Annotated in this window: 21 protein-coding genes; 18 read left to right on the forward strand and 3 right to left on the reverse strand. The window is 40.4% G+C overall.

Going from position 1 to position 20,291, the window contains the following annotated elements:
* Positions 1-96 precede the first annotated feature (96 nt).
* The 3 genes from FLP08_RS09375 (at position 97) to FLP08_RS09385 (ending at position 1,443) form a co-directional block, all read left to right on the forward strand.
* Positions 97-561 carry a cupin domain-containing protein gene (locus FLP08_RS09375; RefSeq protein ID WP_156276258.1) on the forward strand — a complete coding sequence of 155 codons (465 nt, stop codon included), beginning with the start codon at positions 97-99 and terminating at the stop codon, positions 559-561.
* 94 nt (positions 562-655) lie between these two features.
* Entirely contained in the window at positions 656-1,114 is a 459-nt protein-coding gene (locus tag FLP08_RS09380; RefSeq protein WP_156276260.1) for a universal stress protein, read from the forward strand.
* Between the two features lie 125 nt (positions 1,115-1,239).
* Complete coding sequence (locus tag FLP08_RS09385) at positions 1,240-1,443, forward strand: dodecin family protein (protein WP_156276262.1); 204 nt, start codon at positions 1,240-1,242, stop codon at positions 1,441-1,443.
* 70 nt (positions 1,444-1,513) lie between these two features.
* Here FLP08_RS09385 and FLP08_RS09390 read toward each other — a convergent pair whose 3' ends face one another.
* Complete coding sequence (locus FLP08_RS09390; RefSeq protein ID WP_156276264.1) at positions 1,514-2,521, reverse strand: zinc-binding alcohol dehydrogenase family protein; 1,008 nt, start codon at positions 2,519-2,521, stop codon at positions 1,514-1,516.
* Positions 2,522-2,648: 127 nt separating this feature from the next.
* On the opposite strand from FLP08_RS09390, the gene FLP08_RS09395 reads away from it, so the two are divergent.
* The 10 genes from FLP08_RS09395 (at position 2,649) to FLP08_RS09440 (ending at position 15,007) form a co-directional block, all read left to right on the forward strand.
* Positions 2,649-3,515 (forward strand): NAD(P)-dependent oxidoreductase, encoded by an 867-nt coding sequence (locus tag FLP08_RS09395; protein WP_156276266.1) that lies wholly within the window; start codon positions 2,649-2,651, stop codon positions 3,513-3,515.
* Positions 3,516-3,719: 204 nt separating this feature from the next.
* Positions 3,720-4,178, forward strand: coding sequence for a cold-shock protein (locus FLP08_RS09400; protein WP_156276268.1), 459 nt, complete (start codon positions 3,720-3,722; stop codon positions 4,176-4,178).
* Between the two features lie 332 nt (positions 4,179-4,510).
* Positions 4,511-5,491: a fatty acid desaturase family protein gene (locus FLP08_RS09405; RefSeq protein ID WP_156276270.1), complete on the forward strand. Its 981-nt coding sequence runs from the start codon at positions 4,511-4,513 to the stop codon at positions 5,489-5,491.
* 71 nt (positions 5,492-5,562) lie between these two features.
* A complete protein-coding gene (locus tag FLP08_RS09410) occupies positions 5,563-5,757 on the forward strand; it encodes a cold-shock protein (RefSeq protein ID WP_011709462.1) in 195 nt (64 codons plus the stop codon).
* Between the two features lie 94 nt (positions 5,758-5,851).
* Positions 5,852-6,046: a cold-shock protein gene (locus tag FLP08_RS09415; protein ID WP_156276272.1), complete on the forward strand. Its 195-nt coding sequence runs from the start codon at positions 5,852-5,854 to the stop codon at positions 6,044-6,046.
* 249 nt (positions 6,047-6,295) lie between these two features.
* Positions 6,296-7,345 carry an AI-2E family transporter gene (locus FLP08_RS09420; protein ID WP_156276274.1) on the forward strand — a complete coding sequence of 350 codons (1,050 nt, stop codon included), beginning with the start codon at positions 6,296-6,298 and terminating at the stop codon, positions 7,343-7,345.
* Positions 7,346-7,510: 165 nt separating this feature from the next.
* Positions 7,511-9,616, forward strand: coding sequence for an elongation factor G (locus FLP08_RS09425; protein ID WP_156276276.1), 2,106 nt, complete (start codon positions 7,511-7,513; stop codon positions 9,614-9,616).
* Positions 9,617-9,801: 185 nt separating this feature from the next.
* Entirely contained in the window at positions 9,802-10,182 is a 381-nt protein-coding gene (locus tag FLP08_RS09430; protein ID WP_156276278.1) for a hypothetical protein, read from the forward strand.
* Positions 10,183-10,207: 25 nt separating this feature from the next.
* Positions 10,208-12,067, forward strand: coding sequence for an adenylate/guanylate cyclase domain-containing protein (locus tag FLP08_RS09435; RefSeq protein ID WP_156276280.1), 1,860 nt, complete (start codon positions 10,208-10,210; stop codon positions 12,065-12,067).
* Between the two features lie 93 nt (positions 12,068-12,160).
* Complete coding sequence (locus FLP08_RS09440; RefSeq protein WP_156276282.1) at positions 12,161-15,007, forward strand: M16 family metallopeptidase; 2,847 nt, start codon at positions 12,161-12,163, stop codon at positions 15,005-15,007.
* 48 nt (positions 15,008-15,055) lie between these two features.
* Here FLP08_RS09440 and FLP08_RS09445 read toward each other — a convergent pair whose 3' ends face one another.
* Entirely contained in the window at positions 15,056-15,511 is a 456-nt protein-coding gene (locus tag FLP08_RS09445; protein WP_156276284.1) for a GNAT family N-acetyltransferase, read from the reverse strand.
* A 101-nt stretch (positions 15,512-15,612) separates the two neighbouring features.
* Between FLP08_RS09445 and FLP08_RS09450 the strand changes: the two genes are divergently transcribed.
* The 4 genes from FLP08_RS09450 (at position 15,613) to FLP08_RS09465 (ending at position 18,215) form a co-directional block, all read left to right on the forward strand.
* On the forward strand, positions 15,613-15,915 hold the full coding sequence (locus FLP08_RS09450; protein ID WP_156276286.1) for an ArsR/SmtB family transcription factor: 303 nt from the start codon (positions 15,613-15,615) through the stop codon (positions 15,913-15,915).
* A gap of 59 nt (positions 15,916-15,974) precedes the next feature.
* Entirely contained in the window at positions 15,975-17,000 is a 1,026-nt protein-coding gene (locus FLP08_RS09455; protein ID WP_156276288.1) for an NADP-dependent oxidoreductase, read from the forward strand.
* An 83-nt stretch (positions 17,001-17,083) separates the two neighbouring features.
* Positions 17,084-17,530 carry a PepSY-like domain-containing protein gene (locus FLP08_RS09460; RefSeq protein WP_156276290.1) on the forward strand — a complete coding sequence of 149 codons (447 nt, stop codon included), beginning with the start codon at positions 17,084-17,086 and terminating at the stop codon, positions 17,528-17,530.
* A 184-nt stretch (positions 17,531-17,714) separates the two neighbouring features.
* On the forward strand, positions 17,715-18,215 hold the full coding sequence (locus FLP08_RS09465) for a peptide-methionine (S)-S-oxide reductase (protein ID WP_156276292.1): 501 nt from the start codon (positions 17,715-17,717) through the stop codon (positions 18,213-18,215).
* A 25-nt stretch (positions 18,216-18,240) separates the two neighbouring features.
* Here the strand turns inward: FLP08_RS09465 and FLP08_RS09470 are convergent, their stop codons facing one another.
* Positions 18,241-18,588: a DoxX family protein gene (locus tag FLP08_RS09470; RefSeq protein ID WP_156276294.1), complete on the reverse strand. Its 348-nt coding sequence runs from the start codon at positions 18,586-18,588 to the stop codon at positions 18,241-18,243.
* Positions 18,589-18,742: 154 nt separating this feature from the next.
* Between FLP08_RS09470 and FLP08_RS09475 the strand changes: the two genes are divergently transcribed.
* The gene (locus FLP08_RS09475; RefSeq protein ID WP_156276296.1) at positions 18,743-19,957 is read left to right on the forward strand and encodes an acyl-CoA dehydrogenase family protein; all 1,215 of its coding nucleotides are present in this window, start codon (positions 18,743-18,745) and stop codon (positions 19,955-19,957) included.
* Positions 19,958-20,291 lie beyond the last annotated feature (334 nt).

Below are 20,291 nucleotides of genomic sequence, written 5' to 3' on the forward strand. Positions count from 1 at the left end.
TGAGAATCTGTTATATTATTTGGTTGATACGTAGAAGATCCTTCGTTTAGGTAATTCTGCGAAAAAGAGTTAATAACCAATTAAATCCTAATCAAAATGAATGCTATTATTAAAAACATCAGGTCAACGGCTTTCCTGTTCCTTATGGCAGGTTTATGCTTTATTTTAAACTCCTATGGTCAGGCTGAAAATTCGGTAGCAATAAATATTCACGATAGCAGTATGGAATGGGGCAATTGCCCGGAGATCATTCCCAACGGTTGTAATGTAGCCATTCTGCATGGCGATCCCGCTAAGAACAATGCAGATGCTGTTTTCAAATTTCAGCCGGGAACAGATATCCCGGAACACTGGCATAATTCTGCAGAAAGAATGATTCTTATCCAGGGGGAGATGACCGTAACCTATGAAGGTGAAGCTACTAAAACCCTAAAGTCTGGGTATTATGCCTATGGACCTTCTAAAAAACCCCATAAGGCAAAATGCGTAGGTAACGAACCCTGCCTGCTGTATGTTGCCTTTGAGAAACCTGTAGACGCTTTCGCCGGAACGGGGAAATGATAAATTTCAAAAAATTAGGATCTGCTTTATTCAAGTTCTTGAGGGATTCTTAAAATTAACTAACTTAGAAGAAGCAGATTTTAATTCTATTACTATGAAAAAAGTTCTTATCGGGTTGGATTATAATCCGAAATCGGAGATCGTTGCGAAAAAGGGATATGAATTGGCTAAAAAGCTGGGAGCAAAGGTATGCCTTATTCATGTGCTGGCAGATGTTAGCTATTATGGGGTTAATTATCCCAGTTTTATGGGGTATGAGGGATACAATGAGATGCAGGTAGATATCAATGTAATTTCAGAACTAAGGGAAGTTGCCAAAAACTATCTGGAAACCGTCGCCAATCACTTAGACGATCCTAGTGTCACAACTCATCTGGCCGATGGTCCTACATCTCATGCAATTCTTGAGTACGCGGCCGAGTGGAAGGCAGATATGATCGTTTTGGGAACCCATAGCCATTCAGTACTGGAAAAGGTTTTAATGGGCACCACTGCCAGCAGGATCCTGGAAAAGACCAAGATCCCTGTTTATCTTGTACCAGTGAAACAATAGGTTTATACTTTGATTCCCCTGCTAATTTTTCCCGCTTTATAATCTTGTGTTAATCATTTGATATGCAGCTCATTAATAGGTACATTAAATAAGAAATAAATGTTCAACCAAAAAATTATAAACCAATGGGAATTATTAAGGTAATTGAAGTGATCGCAACTTCAGAAAAGAGTTTTGACGATGCTACTAAAAACGCAGTAAAGGAAGCAGCGAAATCTATAAACAATATTAGGTCTGTTTATGTCAAGGAGATGAAAGCACATGTAAAAGGCGATGCTATCACTTCTTATGCTGTAAACGCCAAGATCTCTTTTGAGAAGAACGCTTAAATATTCTTTTCAATTAAAAGAAAGGGAAAATCGAAATCATCCGGTTTTCCCTTTTTTGTTGAAATCTATCTTAGAACTTAATTACATTCTTACCGATAGATTTTCCGGATTCCTGCAGTTTATGAACTTCTTTAATGGTGTTCGCGGTAAGTCCATTAAAATATTCGTTTGCAGTAGATTCTATTTTAGCATCGTCTACTAAAGCTCTTATCCGGTCAAGAATATGATGTTGGGCGATCATATCCTGGGTAGTGAACATGGGTCTGGTGAACATGAGTTCCCAGTGAAAACTCACACTTTTATTCTTCAGCAGGTTAAGATCCACATTTTCGGTGGTATTCACCACACAACAGATGGCTCCCTGCGGGGCAATAAGCTCTGCCATCTCTTCCCAGTGGCCTGAAGTATCTGCAAAGTTCAGTATATAATCAACTCTGGCCTCGTCTTTCATATTTTCCTTCAGGTTTTTATGATCCACCACCACATCTGCTCCCATCTTTTTACACCAGGTTTTCGTAACCTCCCTGGAGGCGGTGGCTATGACCTTTAACTGGGTAAGCTGTTTGAGGATCTGAATGGCGATGGACCCAACACCCCCGGCGCCACCGATTACCAAGATGCTTTTATTCTTGCCTTCATTTTCCTGGATACGCATACGGTCGAAGATACATTCCCAGGCCGTAAGGCTGGTAAGGGGTAGAGCGGCAGCGTCTTCCCAGGAGAGTTTTTCTGGTTTACCTGCAACAATGCGTTCATCTACCGCCTGGTATTCAGCATAACATCCCGGCCTATTAAGATCTCCAGAATAAAATACTTCATCTCCTTTTTTGAAGAGACTTACTTCTTCTCCAACATCTTCAACTATTCCCGAAGCATCCCAGCCAATGATCTTTGGCTCATCAAGTTCTTTATCTTTCGCGGCACTTTGCCTTACCTTATAATCTACCGGATTAACCGAAATGGCTTTGATCTTTACCAGAAGGTCACGTTTGCCGGGTTTAGGCTTATCGCTTTCAAAATCTATAAAACTTTCTGAATCCTCTATAGGCAAGGATTTTTTGAATCCAACTGCTTTCATGATTTTTTCTTTCAAATTAATTTTCAGAAACCAGTTAACCTTTTAAATCATCATAAACTTTTGCTAAAATCATTCAAGTGTTTGAAGCTAAGGGCTTATGCTATAAATTTGAAGGAAAACAAAGGCTATGAAAATAGGATTTATTGGTTTAGGAATTATGGGAAGCCGAATGGCCATGAACCTTTTGAAAGCAGGTTACGACCTGAAGGTTTATAATCGTACTAAAAGCAAGGCGAACGAGCTTATTGAGAACGGGGCATATTGGGCGGGAACTGCAGCTAATGCGTCTAAAGACGTGGATATTCTATTCACTATGCTGGAGAAACCGGAGGTGGTGGAAGAAATGGCCCTGGGAGAAGAGGGGTTTTTGGAGGCCATCCCTAAAAATTCACTTTGGGTGGATTCAAGTACGGTGAATCCATCTTTCAGTAAGAAAATGGCAAGCGTTGCAAGGGAGCAAGGCATACATTTCATGGATGCACCGGTTTCCGGTTCTAAAAAGCCTGCAGAAGATGCCGAACTGCTTTTCCTCTGTGGAGGTGAAAAGGAAGATTTCGACCAGGTGAAACCCATTCTGCTAAAGATGGGCAAGGATGCCATTTATATAGGAGAGGCCGGGAAAGGCTCCGCACTTAAGATCATGATCAACCAGCTTCTGGGACAAAGTATCCTGGCGTTTTCTGAAAGCCTGAACCTTGGAATGGCCATGGGAATAGATAAGAAAACGGGGCTGGATATACTTTTAAAAACCCCAGTAACGGCTCCCATTCTGGAAGCCTTCCGCAGCAGGATAGAAAATAACGAATACGAGGCCAATTTCCCTTTAAAACACCTGCAAAAGGACCTGCACCTGTTTACCGAAACAGCATACGAACTGGGAGAACCCAGTCCTTTAACCAATTCGGCCAAGGAGATCTACGGTCTGGCTAAACACAAGAACATGGCCGATCTGGATTTTACCGCGGTATTCAAATATCTGCATGAAAAAGAATAATTTATAAAGTCTCGACCACAAATCTTTCATTATCCGGATTCCTATGCCTATCTTTACCAAAATTTTGATGCAGGCCGAGATCGGCCATTGCTCTCTCTGAATAAAACCTTCAAAAGATAATCTTACACATTAAATTTTTCTGGTATTCGTTTAGTTGGTTCAAAGCATTGAAATTGAAAACGAATAGTAATTAAAATTTAGTGAATGGCAAGATCCGGACAAACCCAAAACAAAAGAGAAAAAGAAAAAAAGAAGCTCAAAAAACGTAAGGAAAAAGAAGCCAAGCGTCTTGAGAGAAAAGAGAATTCCAACAAAGGAGCGTCATTTGAAGATATGATTGCCTATGTTGATGCCGATGGAAATCTTACCGATACTCCACCAGATCCAACGCAGAAAGTAGAAGTAGAAGTAGAAGATATAGAGATCGCTGTCCCGAAAAAAGAGGATAGGGAAGAAGAGGAAGTAATTACCGATACTGAAGGTAAGGTGTCTTTCTTTGATCACTCAAAAGGTTTCGGCTTTATTATTGGGAAAACAACCGGTGAAAAATATTTTGTTCATGTTTCTGGTCTTATAGATGAGATCGATGAGAACGATAAGGTAAGTTTCGAGCTGGAACAGGGAATGAAAGGACTTAACGCCGTTAGGGTTAAGAAGATCTAAATGCTGCCAAAGACGATATTCCAGCCTCAAAAAGGCTGGAAATTTTCAGCATTTTGTAAATAATTGAAAATTAATGAATTATTCTGCTTGCAATGGATAATTTAAATGTACATTTGCCTCGTTAGATAATTTAGTTTTCTTCACTTTAGTAGATCCATTCAGGATTTCAAGTTTTGTTCACTTCAGTATTTAGACAGAAAAAATAAAACAGTACCAGTATCAATAATCCAAAATTTGCCCAAAGAAGGGCTTCCGAATTTTCCAAGACTCTTAGAAGCCGGGTAAACTCTTATTTTAAGACGAATAATATCAGCAAGCATGCTAATGGTAGTATGATCGTGAAAACGGTGATGATGCTTATGCTTTTCCTGGGACCCCTGGCGGTGATTAATACAGGAATAGTATCCAGTGTTTGGTTGATCTTTGGTCTTTATATTTTAAGCGGTTTCGGGATGGCCGGTATTGGAATGGGCATCATGCATGATGCGATACATAATTCCTACTCAAAAAATCAAACCGTAAATAAGTACCTGGGTTACACCCTTAACATTATTGGGGCAAATGCTAGCATCTGGAGAATACAGCATAATGTACTTCACCATACCTTTACTAATATTGAGGAGGCAGATGACGATATTAATCCTCCATTCTTTTTAAGGTTTACCCCTCATACCAAGAGATACAGCATACATAAGTTCCAGCATATCTATTCATGGTTCTTCTATGGACTTTCTACCGTATCATGGGTTACCGCGAAAGATTTTGTAAGAATGGCCAAGTTCAAAAAGATGGGCTTTTTCAACGGGAAAACTTTCAATAAGGAACTTTTTAAAGTGATTAGCTGGAAAGCTATCTCCTTTGGTTTTGTATTGGTATTACCAATCATTATGGCACCTGTAGCCTGGTGGATCGTGGTACTGGCCTTTATAAGCATGCATTTTGTGACTGGATTAATGATCACCACGGTATTTCAGCTGGCTCATATAGTTCCTACCACAGAATATCCTTTACCTAATGAAGAAGGTATCGTAGAAGGGGACTGGGCAAGTCACCAGTTATTAACTACCAGTAATTTTTCACCTAAAAGCAGGCTTTTCTCCTGGTTCATAGGTGGGCTTAATTACCAGATAGAACATCATTTATTACCCAATATTTGCCATGTTCATTACAGGAAGATTTCGCATATAGTAGCTCAAACCGCCAAAGAATACGGTTTGCCTTACCATAATAAACATAGTTTTGTTTCGGCAGTTGGAGAACATTTTAAAATGCTTCGTCAGCTAGGAAAGATGGATAATCTAAGAGCAGGATAAAAATTTAAGATTGGATGTCGCACGATCTCTAAACAAAGGTGGCAAGTATATAACTAATAACAAGTATAGTAATGCAAGAAGGTAAAGTAAAGTTTTTCAATAACACCAAGGGATTTGGTTTTATTAAAGCCGATGATTCAAACGAAGATATCTTCGTTCACTCCAGTGGTCTTATTGACGAAATTCGTGAAGATGACCGTGTGCAATTTGAGGTAGAACAAGGCAAAAAAGGCCTTAACGCCGTGAACGTAGAAGTAATCGACTAATTATCTCCAGAAAAATTCTGGAAATAAATATAGATCGGGTGCCGTACGATCTTATAACCAACACGGTATTTTATAACAATTAATAAGTATAGTAATGCAAGAAGGTAAAGTAAAATTTTTCAACGCTACCAAAGGATTTGGTTTTATCCAAACAGAAGATTCTAACGAAGATATCTTCGTACACTCAAGTGGTCTTATCGACGAAATTCGTGAGGATGACAGAGTACAGTTTGAAACTGAACAAGGTAGAAAAGGATTGAACGCTATTAATGTTGAAGTAATCGACTAATTAGATATATCTTTTTTAGAAAGCCCTCTTTTTAGAGGGCTTTTTTTATGCCCTAAAGCAAGTAGAAAATTTTTTATATTTCCCGTATCTCTCGGTGGATCGGAGGTTTAAATCATCCCAAAGCAGGCATTTTATTGTCTATGTAATTACAATCATTAGAAAAATTAAAAGGAGGCTTTTTGATTTCTTTAATAGAAAGTGGCAGAAACATTCCCGATATTAGAATTACCATACCAGAAAATCTAACCAATGTTTTCCAGAAAAAAACTGCTTTTTTACGCCACAGCTTTAATCCTTGCCACCTATTTCCTTTTTCTTGGCCTTACCAAGGCAAAGGGATTCTTCGCGCCTTTGCTCACAGCCATTATTCTTAGCCTGGTAGTTTTACCATTGGCTCAGCGCATGGAACAAAAAATGAAAAGGCCTGTCGCGGCAATTCTGAACAGCTTTTTTCTTTTCGCGATCTCGGTGGGCCTCATGGCCCTGGTTTCCTTCCAGGTAAGGTCTTTTGCAGAAGACTGGCCGCAGATCAAGAAAACCATGGAGCCACAGATTGAGCAATTCAAGAATTTCGCTTTAAAACATACTCCTTTAGATCAGGAAGATATTCAGGAAGCAAAAAAGGAATCTTCCAAAGCTCCTTCAGATACCAGTGAAAAGATAAAGACCTTTATGAGCGGCCTATCAAATTTTCTGGCTAATTACCTGCTCACCTTTGTATATGTTTTCTTCCTATTGAACTACCGGCAGGTATTTAAAGATTTTATCATGCGGGTATTCCCAGATGAAAAACGGGATACGGTTAAAACCATAATCACCAAATCTGCTAAAGTTGCGCCTCAGTACCTGATCGGAAAATTAATGCTAATGGGGCTCCTGGCTATTTTATATTCTATTGGTCTTGGAATTTCTGGCGTGAATAATTTCATCCTTGTGAGTGTGATCGCAGCCGTTCTAACGCTTATTCCATATGTAGGGAATGTCATTGGATTCACCATGGCGGTCGCCTTCGGGTTTCTAAGTTCCGGGGACACCAATGTGCTTATAGGTATCGCCCTTACTTTTACCATTACACAGTTCGTGGAAAGCTATGTCTTACAACCTTATGTAGTTGGGGAGAGGGTAGATGTACATCCTTTTTTCGTGATCCTATCTGTAATTCTTGGGAACATGGTCTGGGGAATTATCGGGATGATCCTAGCAATACCTATCATGGGAATTATAACCGTAGTACTTCTCAATATAAATGACCTTAAAGCCTTCGGAATATTGCTAAGTAAAAAGGAATTTTCAGACTAAGAACCTGTATTTCCTAATCTTAGGATGCATTCTGAAAAAGCAATGAGAACCAGCTATTAATTTTTCAGTAGTATTGCTTATCTTTAAGAGACGAACTCTGGATATTTCCTGACCCCTTATTTCTAAGCTTTCCTTCTATTGCTGAACCTTCTAAAATAGTAAGCAATGAAAGTATTTGATGAAAAACACATCAAGAATGTAGTTTTTGTTGGGGCTCATAACAGCGGCAAAACTACCCTTGCCGAAACCATGCTCTTTGAAGCGGGTCTTATTAACCGAAGAGGCAGTGTGGAGGCCGGAAATACGGTTTCAGACCATCACGAAATAGAACACGAAAAGGGAAACTCCATTTTTGCCACACCGCTACATACCGAATGGCGTAATTACAAGATCAACATTATCGACACCCCTGGCTTGGACGATTTTATAGGAGAGGTCATCAGCTCGATTCGCGTGGCCGATACCATTGTCACCCTTATCAACGGGCAACATGGAGTAGAAGTGGGTAGTGAGATCATTTGGAATTATATAGATCGGTACAGGAAACCAACCTTATTCGTGATAAACCAGATAGATCACCCCGGCCTTAACTTTGAGGAGAGCCTTAATTCTATCCGAAACCTGGTAGGGAATAATGCGGTACAGATACAATATCCGCTAAAAAAAGACGGTGCCCAATGTATCATTGATGTGCTTAAAATGAAGATGTATAAATTTCCTCCTGAAGGTGGAAAGCCTGAGAAACTGGAGATCCCGGAAGACCAGAAAGAAAAGGCTGAACATCTCCATAACGAATTGGTGGAAAAAGCAGCCGAGAATGACGAAGAGCTAATGGAAAGTTTCTTTGAAAACAGCAGCCTCACCGAGGATGAAATGAGAAAAGGGATCAAAACCGGGATGATAAATCACGAATTATTCCCGGTATTCTGCATTTCTGCACTAAATGATATGGGAAGTGGCCGGTTGATGGGCTTTATAGATAATGTTTGCCCCTCAGCTTCCGACGTTAAATTAGGGCAAAGCCTGAACGGGGAAGATATAAACCCGGTAAGTAACGAACCAGCAGTATTATTCGTTTTTAAGACCGTACATCAGCCAAACCTGGGGCAGCTGAGTTTCTTTAAGGTAAAGAGGGGAGAGGTTAGGCTGAACGATAAATTAATAAATTCCAGGACCGGGGAGACCGAAACCCTGAACCAGCTATTCATCATGGACGGGAAAGAGCGTCTTTCTGTTTCAAGATTGAGCGTGGGAGATATTGGCGCAACTCTAAAATTGAAGTCTACCGAGACCAACGACAGCTTATATTCTTCTGAACAGGAAACCATCATAAGACCAATTGAATATCCACAACCAAGGTTCAGCAAGGCGATTTCTGCTGTGAACAATAAGGACGAAGAGAAACTGAGCGAGGCCTTGAAAAAGATTCATAGTCAGGATCCAACGGTAGAGATCTCCTATTCCAAAGAAGGAAAGCAACTCATTGTTGGTTGCCAGGGAGAACTGCACCTGGCCATCGTGGAATGGACCCTCAACAAGATCTATGGAGTAGAGGTAAGCTTCGATAAACCAAAAATAGCTTTCAGGGAAACCATACAAAGATCGGCCAATGCCAATTACAGGCATAAGAAACAATCTGGCGGTTCCGGGCAATTCGCCCAGGTACATTTGAAGATTGAACCCTGGGAGGAAGGCATGGCTGAACCAGAAGGCTTTAATATTCGCGGCAAGGAAGAAGTAGACCTGCCCTGGGGCGGTAAGCTCTTCTTCTATAATTGCATAGTGGGAGGAGCCATAGACCAGCGCTATTTGCCTTCTATCATGAAGGGCATCCTTGAAGTTATGGAACAAGGCCCGCTAACCGGGTCATACATCAGGGATGTAAGGGTTATGGTATACGATGGAAAGATGCATTCGGTAGATTCTAATGATATTTCCTTTAAAATAGCCGGCGCCCACGCTTTTAAAGAAGCTTTTTTGAACGCCAACCCAAAACTTCTGGAACCTACGCTGGAACTTATTGTTAAGGTTCCTGAAGAAATGGTAGGGAATGTGATGACAGATCTGCAATCCCGCCGGGCGATCATCCAGGGAATAGAAAGCAATGCCAGTTACCAGGTGCTAAAATGTATTGCGCCTGAAGCAGAACTTTACGGATATTCAACAGACCTGAGATCTTTAACTCAGGGAAGGGCCACCTTCAGGTCAAGTTTTTCGACTTACCAGCCTGTTCCTGCCAACGTTCAGAAGGAACTGGTGAAAACAGAATAATAGTATCTGAACTTTCTTATCTGAAAATCGGTTATTTAACTTTATATAGACTTCATTTAGCCCGAAAATAACCTAAATTTATAGCAATCAGGTTTTTAGCATTGTTTCTCATATAGCCTACCTCATAAAATTATGCTCCTGATAATTTTTAAGTGCAGGAAAATTAACCAATCAATATTAATATTATGAGCAGTGCAGTTATTATCACGGTTTCCTTACAGAATTCGAATGAGGATCCACCCAAGCTAAAATTAAAAGATTCTGTAGGTGATTCTGGCGAAAACAATCTGAACACCGAGGTCGAGCTCGGGGCGAACGTCACCTGGGTACCAGACCTTGCTTCAGGAATCCAGAGTATAGAGATAGTACCTAAGGCCGATCAAACTAGTATCTTTTCTACTGAACCTTATAATGAAGGTAACGGAAATTATGCCGCGACCATAGTAAACGAGGAACCGGTCAAGGATGGTAAAAAGATAAAAAGCGAAGATTATTCGATCAACTTTTATATAGATGGTGACTCAGAAGAATATTGTGATGATCCAAAACTTTCAATTAAAACCTGAAAGAGCTTAGTAAACTGAATTCCCTATGTTCAGCAAACTTATGGCCTGTTTCATTACAGGCCTGATTTTTCTTATAGATATTTCGCTATTGGCGCAGGATCAAAAACTGGCCGATAGTCTCATCCATGCGTACAAAGAAGGAAATTATAAAGATGAACTGCAGGTTTTGCAGGAGATCGCTGAATATGAAAGCGACCCAAATGTTGCCTTAACCTATTCAGTGTTGCTGATAGAGAAGGCGCTCACCCAGTCCAATCACTTATATGCCCACTCGGGTTATCTCCAGAAAGGCAACCACTTGCAATCTTTAGGAAATTATATTGAAGCTTTACAGGCATATTTTAAAAGTGAAGAACATGCTGCACTGGCCGGCGACGAACTTGGTAAGGCTGGCGTCCTTATCGCCATTGCCGACACCTATTCGGAAATGGGAAATTCTAGCAACGCTAAATCCTATTATCGTAAGGGCCTGAAAGAGGTAAGGCAGATCAATGATTCCGTAGTACTGGCAACGACCCTTTTGAATGCAGGAGACGAATACCTCAAAACAAAGAATTACGATACCGCGATGCAATATTTTAAGGAGTCTGGAATCATTTTTAAAATATTAGATGTACCAATCGGGCTGGCCTATAATTTTGGGAATTCGGGAATGGTCTATGCTGAAACTGGGAATGATTCCCTGGCAGAAAAGAATATCATGCAGGCAATTGTGATCCTTGAAGAACTAGAAGACTATCATCCCATTGCCGTTTATCTTACTTATTTGTCTGATATCTACCTGCGAAAAAATGATATTGAAAAAGCTTTTTCTTATGCCGAGCAAAGTCTCAACCTGTCCAGACAGCAGAATTTGAAAAAAGAGATCAGCGAAGCCCATTTAAAGCTGGCAGAACTGAATAAAACAGTCGGCGATTACGAAAAGGCTTACGGACATTTTGAAGATCATATTCTATATAGGGATAGCATAAGAAATATCGAGGCAGTACAGGAAATGGCCCGGCTGCGTACCGAAAACGAAGTAGCCAAGAAACAGACCGAAGTGGACCTTCTTGAGCAGAAGGAAAAGACCCAGAGTGCCATCGTGGTCGCAACGGGAATTGGTATGTTGTTCATTGGCCTGATAGCCTTCGGCCTGTACCGCCGGAACAAATTCATATCCAGGACCAAGTCTATAATAGAAAAGGAGCGCAACCGGTCAGATCGCCTGCTTCAGAATATCCTGCCGGAAGAGACCGCATTGGAACTCAAGAACTCAGGTAAGGTAAAATCAAAAAGATTTGATTCTGTAAGCGTGTTATTTGGTGATTTTGTTGGTTTTACCAGGTATTCAGAAAGGCTGAGCCCGGAAGAACTGGTAGATTGCGTGGATTTCTATTTTTCCAAATTCGATGAGATCGTAGAGAAATACGGCCTGGAAAAGATCAAAACCCTTGGGGATTGCTATATGTGTGCAGGGGGGCTTCCTTTTCCGGTAAAGGACCATGCCCAACGACTTACCCTGGCGGCTTTCGAGATGCAGGAGTTCGTTTCCACTTTTAAGGCAAAATCTGAACTGGCCTCAGAAAGAATCAAATTCAATATTAAAATCGGGATCAATTCCGGGCCGGTGGTGGCCGGGGTGGTAGGCACCAAGAAATTCGCTTATGACATCTGGGGAGATACCGTGAATATTGCCTCCAGGATGGAGTCGCATTCAGAACCCGGTCAGATCAATATTTCCGAAAGCACCTATAAACTTATAGACCATAATTTTATTTGCGAGCACCGGGGTGAAATAGAGGTGAAGAACAAGGGATTGATGAGAATGTACTATGTTAAAGGTATCAAGGAACATGCAAGGAAGATGATAGATTTTAAAGAACCACTACTGGAAAACAAGTAATGATCAGGCTTCACAAAAACACTACGCTTAACCATAAAAATTTATTCATCAGGATTTGTTATTTTTAGGCTCAAAACCTATAAAAACTTAATAATGCGAAAGATTTACCTATTGTTTGCCATGGTCTTTTTTATGGCAGGCAATGTTTGTTCTCAAAATGAGACGTCAGCTTCAGATGCTCTCAATTTCAAGATCGATTATGAGAAATTCACCCTGGACAACGGTCTTGAAGTCATACTTCACGAAGATCATAGTGACCCCATAGTGGCCGTAGCCACCATGATGCATGTGGGATCTAATCGTGAGAAACCCGGAAAAACCGGTTTCGCTCATTTCTTTGAACATATGAGTTTTAACGATTCAGAAAATGTACCCGTAGGCGCTAACAGGAAAATGATCCCGGAGTGGGGAGGAAGCCGAAACGGCGGTACCTGGAGCGATGGAACGGTGTACTATGAAGTTGTGCCTAAAGACGCTTTTGAAAAGATCCTCTGGATAGATTCAGACAGGTTTGGATACATGATCAATACCGTGACCGAAGCTGCATTAGAACGTGAAAAGCAGGTAGTGAAGAACGAAAAAAGGGAAAGGGTAGATAACGCGCCTTATGGATATACCGATGAGATCATCAGGAAAAACCTGTACCCAGAAGGGCATCCCTATAACTGGACCGTTATTGGGCAATTACCAGATCTGCAATCTGCCACCCTGGAAGATGTAAAGGAATTTTACAACAAGTATTATGGTGCAGCCAATGCATCCCTGGTGATCGCCGGAGACATAGATATACAAGAAACCAAGGAACTGGTAAAAAAATGGTTTGGAGAGATCCCAAGTGGGCCAGAGGTAAAGGCTTTGGAACCAATGCCAGTTAAACTAAATAAGACCAAATCCCTTTATTTCGAGGATAATTTTGCCAAGCTTCCGGAACTAAGAATGGTGTATCCTACGGTAGAAGATTACCATAAGGATATGTATGCATTGCGCATTCTAGGACAGCTTTTAAGCGGAAGTAAAAAATCTCCGCTGTACCAGACGGTGGTTGAAGAAGGAAAATTGGCTCCGGATATCGGCACTTACCAAAGCAGTAGCGAACTGGCTGGGGAATTCATCTTCCGCGTTAGGGCTAATGCCAATACCGACCTGGATAGTGTTAAACTGGCTATAGAGAAAGGTTTAGAAAGATTTGAAAAGAACGGTGTAAGCGAAAAGGAACTAAAAAGGATCAAAGCCGAACTGGAGACACAGCTTTACCAGGGAGTAAGTACCGTGTTGAACAAAGCCTTTCAGCTGGTGCAGGATAATGAATTCAAGGGAGACCCGGGTTACCTTGGAACCACGGCTAAACTAACTAATGCTGTTACTGCCGAAGATGTTATGAGAGTCTACAATAAATACATCAAAGGAAATAATTTCGTGATGACCAGCGTAGTGCCTAAGGGAGAAACAGAGCTGGCCGTTGAAGGTTCAGAAAAGGCCGAGGTATGGATAGAAGAGGTGAAGAATGATGTGGCCAGCGAGGAAGTTAGCCAGGGTGAAGAGGCCGAATATGAAAAAACTCCCTCCAAATATGATCGCAGTGAACCTGAGTTCGGCGATCTGCCATTGTTCCGGTCTCCGGAGATCTGGACCGCCGAACTTAAAAACGGGATGGAAGTATATGGTATCACTAATAACGAGATACCACTGGTAGAATTCGAAATAAGTATTCCTGGTGGACAAATGCTGGATCCGGATGGCAAGGCCGGAGTGGCTTCGCTGCTAGGTGATCTTATGATGCAGGGTACGGCAAAACGTACTCCTGCAGAACTTGAAGAGGCCATCGGTCTTTTAGGAGCCAGGATAAACATGTATTCTTCTAATGAAGATTTTCGTATAACCGGAACCTGTTTAAGCAAGAATTTCAATGAGACCATGAAGCTGGTACAGGAAATAATCCTGGAGCCACGCTGGGACAAGGCTGAATATGAAAGATTAAAGAAAGCCCTGGAGACCAATTTAAAGGGTCAGGAGGCCAATCCAAGGGCAATCGCCTCCAAGGTTTTCTATAAATTGCTTTACGGGCCACAGCATAGCTTTGGTATTCCTGGCAGTGGTACCCTGGAAACATCTGAAGCTATCAGCATGGAAGACCTTAAGGCCTATTATGCAAAACTTTCTCCTGAGAATGCCAGCTTTCATATAGCCGGATCCATCGAAAAAGAGAGAGTAGAAAAAGTTCTGGGAGATCTTGCTGAAAAATGGGAGCAGGAAGCACCTGGACTTCAAAAAGATGAGATCGCCGCTCTTGGCGAGCCCGGTACACTTTATTTCGTGGATGTGCCAGATGCAAAACAGTCTGTTATCTTAATAGGTAAACTGGTACTATCAGAAAAGAATGAGGATGCCAATAAGCTGGTTTTCGCCAACGAGATCCTGGGTGGTGGTTCCAGCGGGAAGTTATTCCAAACCCTGCGAATTGAGAAGGGATATACTTATGGCGCATATTCCGGGGTTTCAGAAAACCTGGAGGTTTCGCCATTTTATATCACTACCAGCGTAAGAGCGAACGCAACCTTATCATCTTTAGAGATCATAGAGGAAATGGTAGAAAACTATGCAGAAGATTTTGGTCCCGAGGAGGTCAAGCTTACCCAGGATAAACTGCTAAAAGAAAACACCAGGGCATTTGAAAGCCTTTCGGCTAAACTGGGCATCCTGCGCGATATGAGCAAATATGACAAATCTGAAGACTTCATTGAAGATATGCAGGAAGAATTGATGAACATGGACGAGGAAGATTTTAAAGAAGTTATTAGGAAATATCTAGGTGAAGATGAGATGATCTATGTAGTGGTAGGCGATAAGGCCACCCAGTTTGAGGAAGTTAAAAAACTGGGCAAACCTGTGATAGAACTTGATATCCATGCAGAAAAAATAATAGAAGATTCAAAGGAATAAGCCTTTGGTAAACTAAATAAAAAGCGTGGTCCCAGGGCCACGCTTTTTTTATGCTTTCAGATTTTTTTCAAAACACCGGCTATTTTCCATTCCTTCATAGGGAGCATAATTTGGAATTAACCGGTAGTTATTCTTATAGTAAAAATCGATCGCTTCGGTCTGTCGTAGGCCGGTTTCCAGAATACATTTGTCATACCCAGATTCCAGTGCCCATTCTTCTAATTGTTCCAAAATCTTACTGGCGTAGCCTTTATTCCTGTGGTCGGGGAGAACGTACATTCGCTTAACTTCGGCAATATTTTTTCGGTATTCCTTAATGGCACCGCAGCCAACAGGCTTATCATTTTCGTAGAGAACGACCACTTTTTTTATGGTATCCAGCTTATTGAACTGATCATAGAAATCATGTTCATCTCCGTCGCAAACGGCCAGATAGCGATCCAGTTCCTTAACGAGATCGATAAAATCTGGATCTTCAGAATTCGTTCTCTTTAGCTCATACATAGCCCTGAATTTTTCTTTAAAAATAGAATATTCTTTCCATTTCCTTTTATCATCTAAATATCGCAATTTGTAGATATGTGTGAGTTTTATATATTTGCAGCATGGAAATTATCGAGATCAATAAGGCACTTTCTAACGAGACCAGGATGAATATCCTCAGGTGGCTAAAGGATCCCGAAGCCAACTTCAAACCTCATGAAGACCTGGGGCATTTTAATGATGGTGTATGTGTTCAGCATATAAGGGAAAGGGCAGGGCTCTCTCAATCTACAATTTCCACTTATTTAAACCAGATGCAAAAGGCTTCTTTGATCATACCTACCAGGCATGGTAAATGGACCTATTATCGCCGCAATGAAAAGGTGATCTTGGAATATATAAATGCCTTGAAGCAAAATATTTGATTTTTTTAAAACAATGATACATCTATATATTTCGATATATAGATAAGTGAAATTATAATATGAAGTTAGAGAACAAACAGTGGTATTACGTAAAAAGACCGGAAGCCCAGATCGGTGCAGAAAATTATGAACTCAGAAAGGATGTTATAGACACTTCCGAATTAAAGGAAAACGAGATTCTCATAAGATCCAAATATGTAAGTGTAGATCCTTATATGAGGATACATCAGTCTATACATAATACCTGGGAAAAACCTCAGGAATTGAATACCCTCCAGGGAAGTGGAGTAGTGGGAGAAGTGATAGAATCAAGATCGGACAAATTTATCCCCGGTGATTTTGTGAATGCCTATACTGGATGGCAGGAGTATGCCGTAATAAATGCAGACCAGGCCCGAAAACTATATCCAAAGATCCCGGTTTCAACGGCCCTAAGCATTTTAGGAATGCCGGCACGAGTAGCCTATTTTGGGCTGTTAGAAGAAGGTGAATTAAAATCTACAGATACGGTTGTAGTTAGTGGTGCCGCCGGGGCTGTAGGAAGCATCGTAGTGCAGCTGGCAAAATTAAAGGGATGCCGGGTAGTGGGCACCGCAGGAACTCAGGAAAAAATAGATTATCTACAAAATGAACTGGGCATTGACGTGGCACTGAACTATAAGGAGCACGACAGCCTGGAAAAGATGACCAAAGCACTGGCAGAAGCCTGTCCAGAAGGCATCGATGTCTATTACGATAATGTTGGAGGAAATGTGACCGATGCCGTATTTAACCTTATAAATCATAAAGCCCGTATCCTGATCTGTGGGCAGATCTCCCAGTATAATCACGGCCTGGATACTCCGGAAATGGGTCCAAGATTCCTCCATAAAATGTTATATACCCGTGCAAAGATTCAGGGTATTTTATCCCGGGATTATAATCACCGGATGGACGAAATGCTAGCTGAAATGGAGCCTTTAGTGCAATCTGGAAAGCTAAAATACAAAGAAACCATCATGGATGGTTTTGAAAACCTGCCTGCAGCCTTGAGCGGACTTTTTGACGGAAGTAATAAAGGAAAAATGCTGGTTAAAATTTATTAGAAAGCTTTAGCAAAATTTATGATTTCCTTGGCGGCTAAAGGATGCCTCGCTTTTTAGTTTTATAAATCCTAATAAGTTATGTCATGAGAAGATTATCGTTATTAGTGGTGGGATGCCTGAGTGTGGGGATTCTTAGCTGCCAGGAAAAGAAGGAGGATAAGAAATCTGAAGTTCCAGAAGCCGTACAACTGGCTTTTCAGAAAAAATATCCAGAAGAGAATGATCCAGACTGGAGACAGGATGATCATGGTTACTGGGAATCACATTTTAAAAAGGATGGCGAAAAATATCGCGCCGATTTCAATGCAGATGGTAGCTGGGTAGAGACCGAGAATGACATTAAAAAGAAGAATCTTCCCGATGCCGTTAAAAAAGTGATCAAGGAAGAATATTCAGAATATGAGATCACCGAGGTAGAACATGTGATGAATGCCGAAAAGGGGGAGTTCTTTGATGTTGAATTCAAACAAAAAGGAAAGAATAAAGATGTAATGTTCCGGAAGGATGGAAGTATCATTCCCAAGAAATAGAGACCTAGTCTATTGATAATATTGAAACTAGGTTGATATTAAAATAAGACTGATCTTAGTCTTTGGATCAATAATGGACAGTATTTATATTTTTTTTGGTAAATACCAATTATGATTTAGAGTTAAAGAATTTTATCTCTGTAATAGTTTAAAGTTCAATTTGTATCGTAACTAAGATTTAAGTTTGATTAAGCTCGAAAAAATAGGATTTGGAGGTGGATGTCACTGGTGCACCGAAGCGGTGTTTCAATACTTAAATGGCGTTGACAAGGTTGAACAAGGATATATTTCGACCAGCAGTAAGCCTGAACTATTCTATGAGGCGGTGATCGTTCATTTTGACCCCAAGATAATTAGCCAAAAAACGCTGATAAGGATACATCTTAGCACCCATAAAAGTTCATCAGACCATAGTATGCGCTACAAATATCTTTCAGCCGTTTATTCTTTTGAACAAGATCAGCATGCGGAAGCCGAAAGCATATTAAGTAATTTGTCTGAACAGGATAAGAAGTTCATAACCAGGGTTTATAAATTCGGCGATTTTAAAGCTTCCAGGGAAGAGATCAGGAATTATTATGCAACAGACCCCAAAAGGCCATTTTGTAGATCTTATATTCAGCCTAAACTGGAATTTCTCGATAAAAAGTTCAGTAAGTACCTGAAAAACAACCCTAAAGGCTAAAATAACTTAAACTGCCTCGTTTTTTCTAAAAAAGAAAGTATAAATTTATAGAAATATAGGTATTGATCGCGGCATAGATAAATGATGGAGCAGATTGTAAAATACTGTCCCTTATCTTCAGGCGAACCCCAAAGCCGAGAATCATTAGCAGAGCCAAACCCGTAGAAGAGATAAAGCCTAATAAGGGCATAAAATAATAGCCTGTAATCAATCCCAGGCCACCTATTATTTGCAAAGCCCCCACCAGTTTTAACTGCTTACTTAAACCGTATCGAATAAACTCGTTCCTCATATGCTCCGTAAAAAAGCAACTGATTCCGAAAAACAAAAAGGAAACTGCGGAAAATATGACAAGAAACTGTAAAGAATTCATATTAGAATTATGAAAATGGCTCTTAAGGAATTTTAGATAATTCAACTAAGATAGTCCTTTAGAGTAAGCATCAAATACCCCTGTGAAATATCTGGCTGATTAATTCAGATTATAAGATAAGACTTGAAAATATAAATTCTAAAAATTAGTTGGTATGCTGGCAAATGTTTTAATAGAAAGGGAAATATATTCATCTGAAGAACATAAGATGACCCAGAAGATGATCCAGGATTTCATAGAACATGAGATAATGGACCAGATCGAAGAATGGGAAAAAAAGGGAATGGTTAGCCGGGAAATTTGGCAGCGAGCCGGCGAACTGGGTTTATTGTGTATAGACATGCCTGAAGAATACGGCGGAGGAGGGATGGATTTCAGTTTTAGTGCCTTATTTAATGAAGAACTGGCAAAAAAAGGAGTGACTGGGCCAGGATTTTCACTTCATTCTGACGTAATTGCGCCTTATCTTTTAAAATATGGATCTGAAGCTCAGAAGCAAAAATATCTTCCACAGATGGCTTCGGGCAAGTTGATCACCTCTCTGGGAATGACCGAACCTGATTGTGGGAGTGATCTGCAGGCAATTAAAACCAGGGCCGTGGATAAGGGAGATCATTACCTGGTAAATGGTCAGAAAACATTTATTACCAATGGATACCTGAGCGATATGTCTTTAGTGGCCGTAAAAACACAAAATGGAACAGACCGTGAGGGAATTTCCTTGTTACTCATAGAAAGCAATTATAAAGGATTTGAAAAGGGAGTTCCGTTCAAGAAAATTGGAATGAAGTCCCAGGACACCTGTGAATTGTTCTTTGATGACGTAAGAGTTCCCAAAGAGAATTTACTGGGTGAAGAAGGTCAGGGTTTTCAGATCATGATGCAAGAACTGGCCAGGGAGCGACTGATAGTGGCTCTTAACGCGATTGGAGGAGCTCAGGGCGCTATTGAAGAAACAATTGAGTATACATCTACCAGAAAGGCGTTTAAACAGCCTGTGGCAGCATTTCAGAACACCCAGTTCAAATTAGCAGAATGCGCTACGCAATTACAATTACACCAGGCCTTTGTAGATCGCTGTACAGGATTATTGGCAGAACATAAACTTACAGCTGAAAGTGCTTCTATGGCAAAATATTCGGCTACAGATATGCATAATAAAGTGGTAGATGAATGTTTGCAATTATTTGGCGGATATGGATATATGTGGGATTATCCAATCGCACGAATGTATGCAGATAATCGAGTAGCCAGAATTTACGCCGGTACCAACGAAATAATGAAGGTTCTTATCGCCAGAGGATTATTCAAAGAATTGTTCCAGGAAATGAAGCAGAAAAAAAAGGAAGCAACTAAAATGAAATTATAATTGCATTAACTGGTGTAGATGCTAGTGATATCTAAATATGTGAATCTTAATAAATGAAATGAGCACGTATATAAGATATGAACTAAGAATCAATTGATAATAAAATATATCAATATGACCTATAATTTATATTATGTAAAATAGAATATTTAGACTATGAAAGACCTCGTACTTTATATTCCAGACTAATTTTCCTTTCGAAGATATTTTCCTGCCTCTACTTCCTATTTCCTAAAGTAAAATTATTTTAAAAAGAACATTCCATCCTTGAACAAGTGTTATTTCATCATGCTTAGAGTCTTAATGTCTGATAATTAGTTTTTTAGACTTATTT

The organism is Christiangramia aestuarii, assembly GCF_009735585.1.
In the GTDB taxonomy this organism is placed as follows: domain Bacteria; phylum Bacteroidota; class Bacteroidia; order Flavobacteriales; family Flavobacteriaceae; genus Christiangramia; species Christiangramia aestuarii.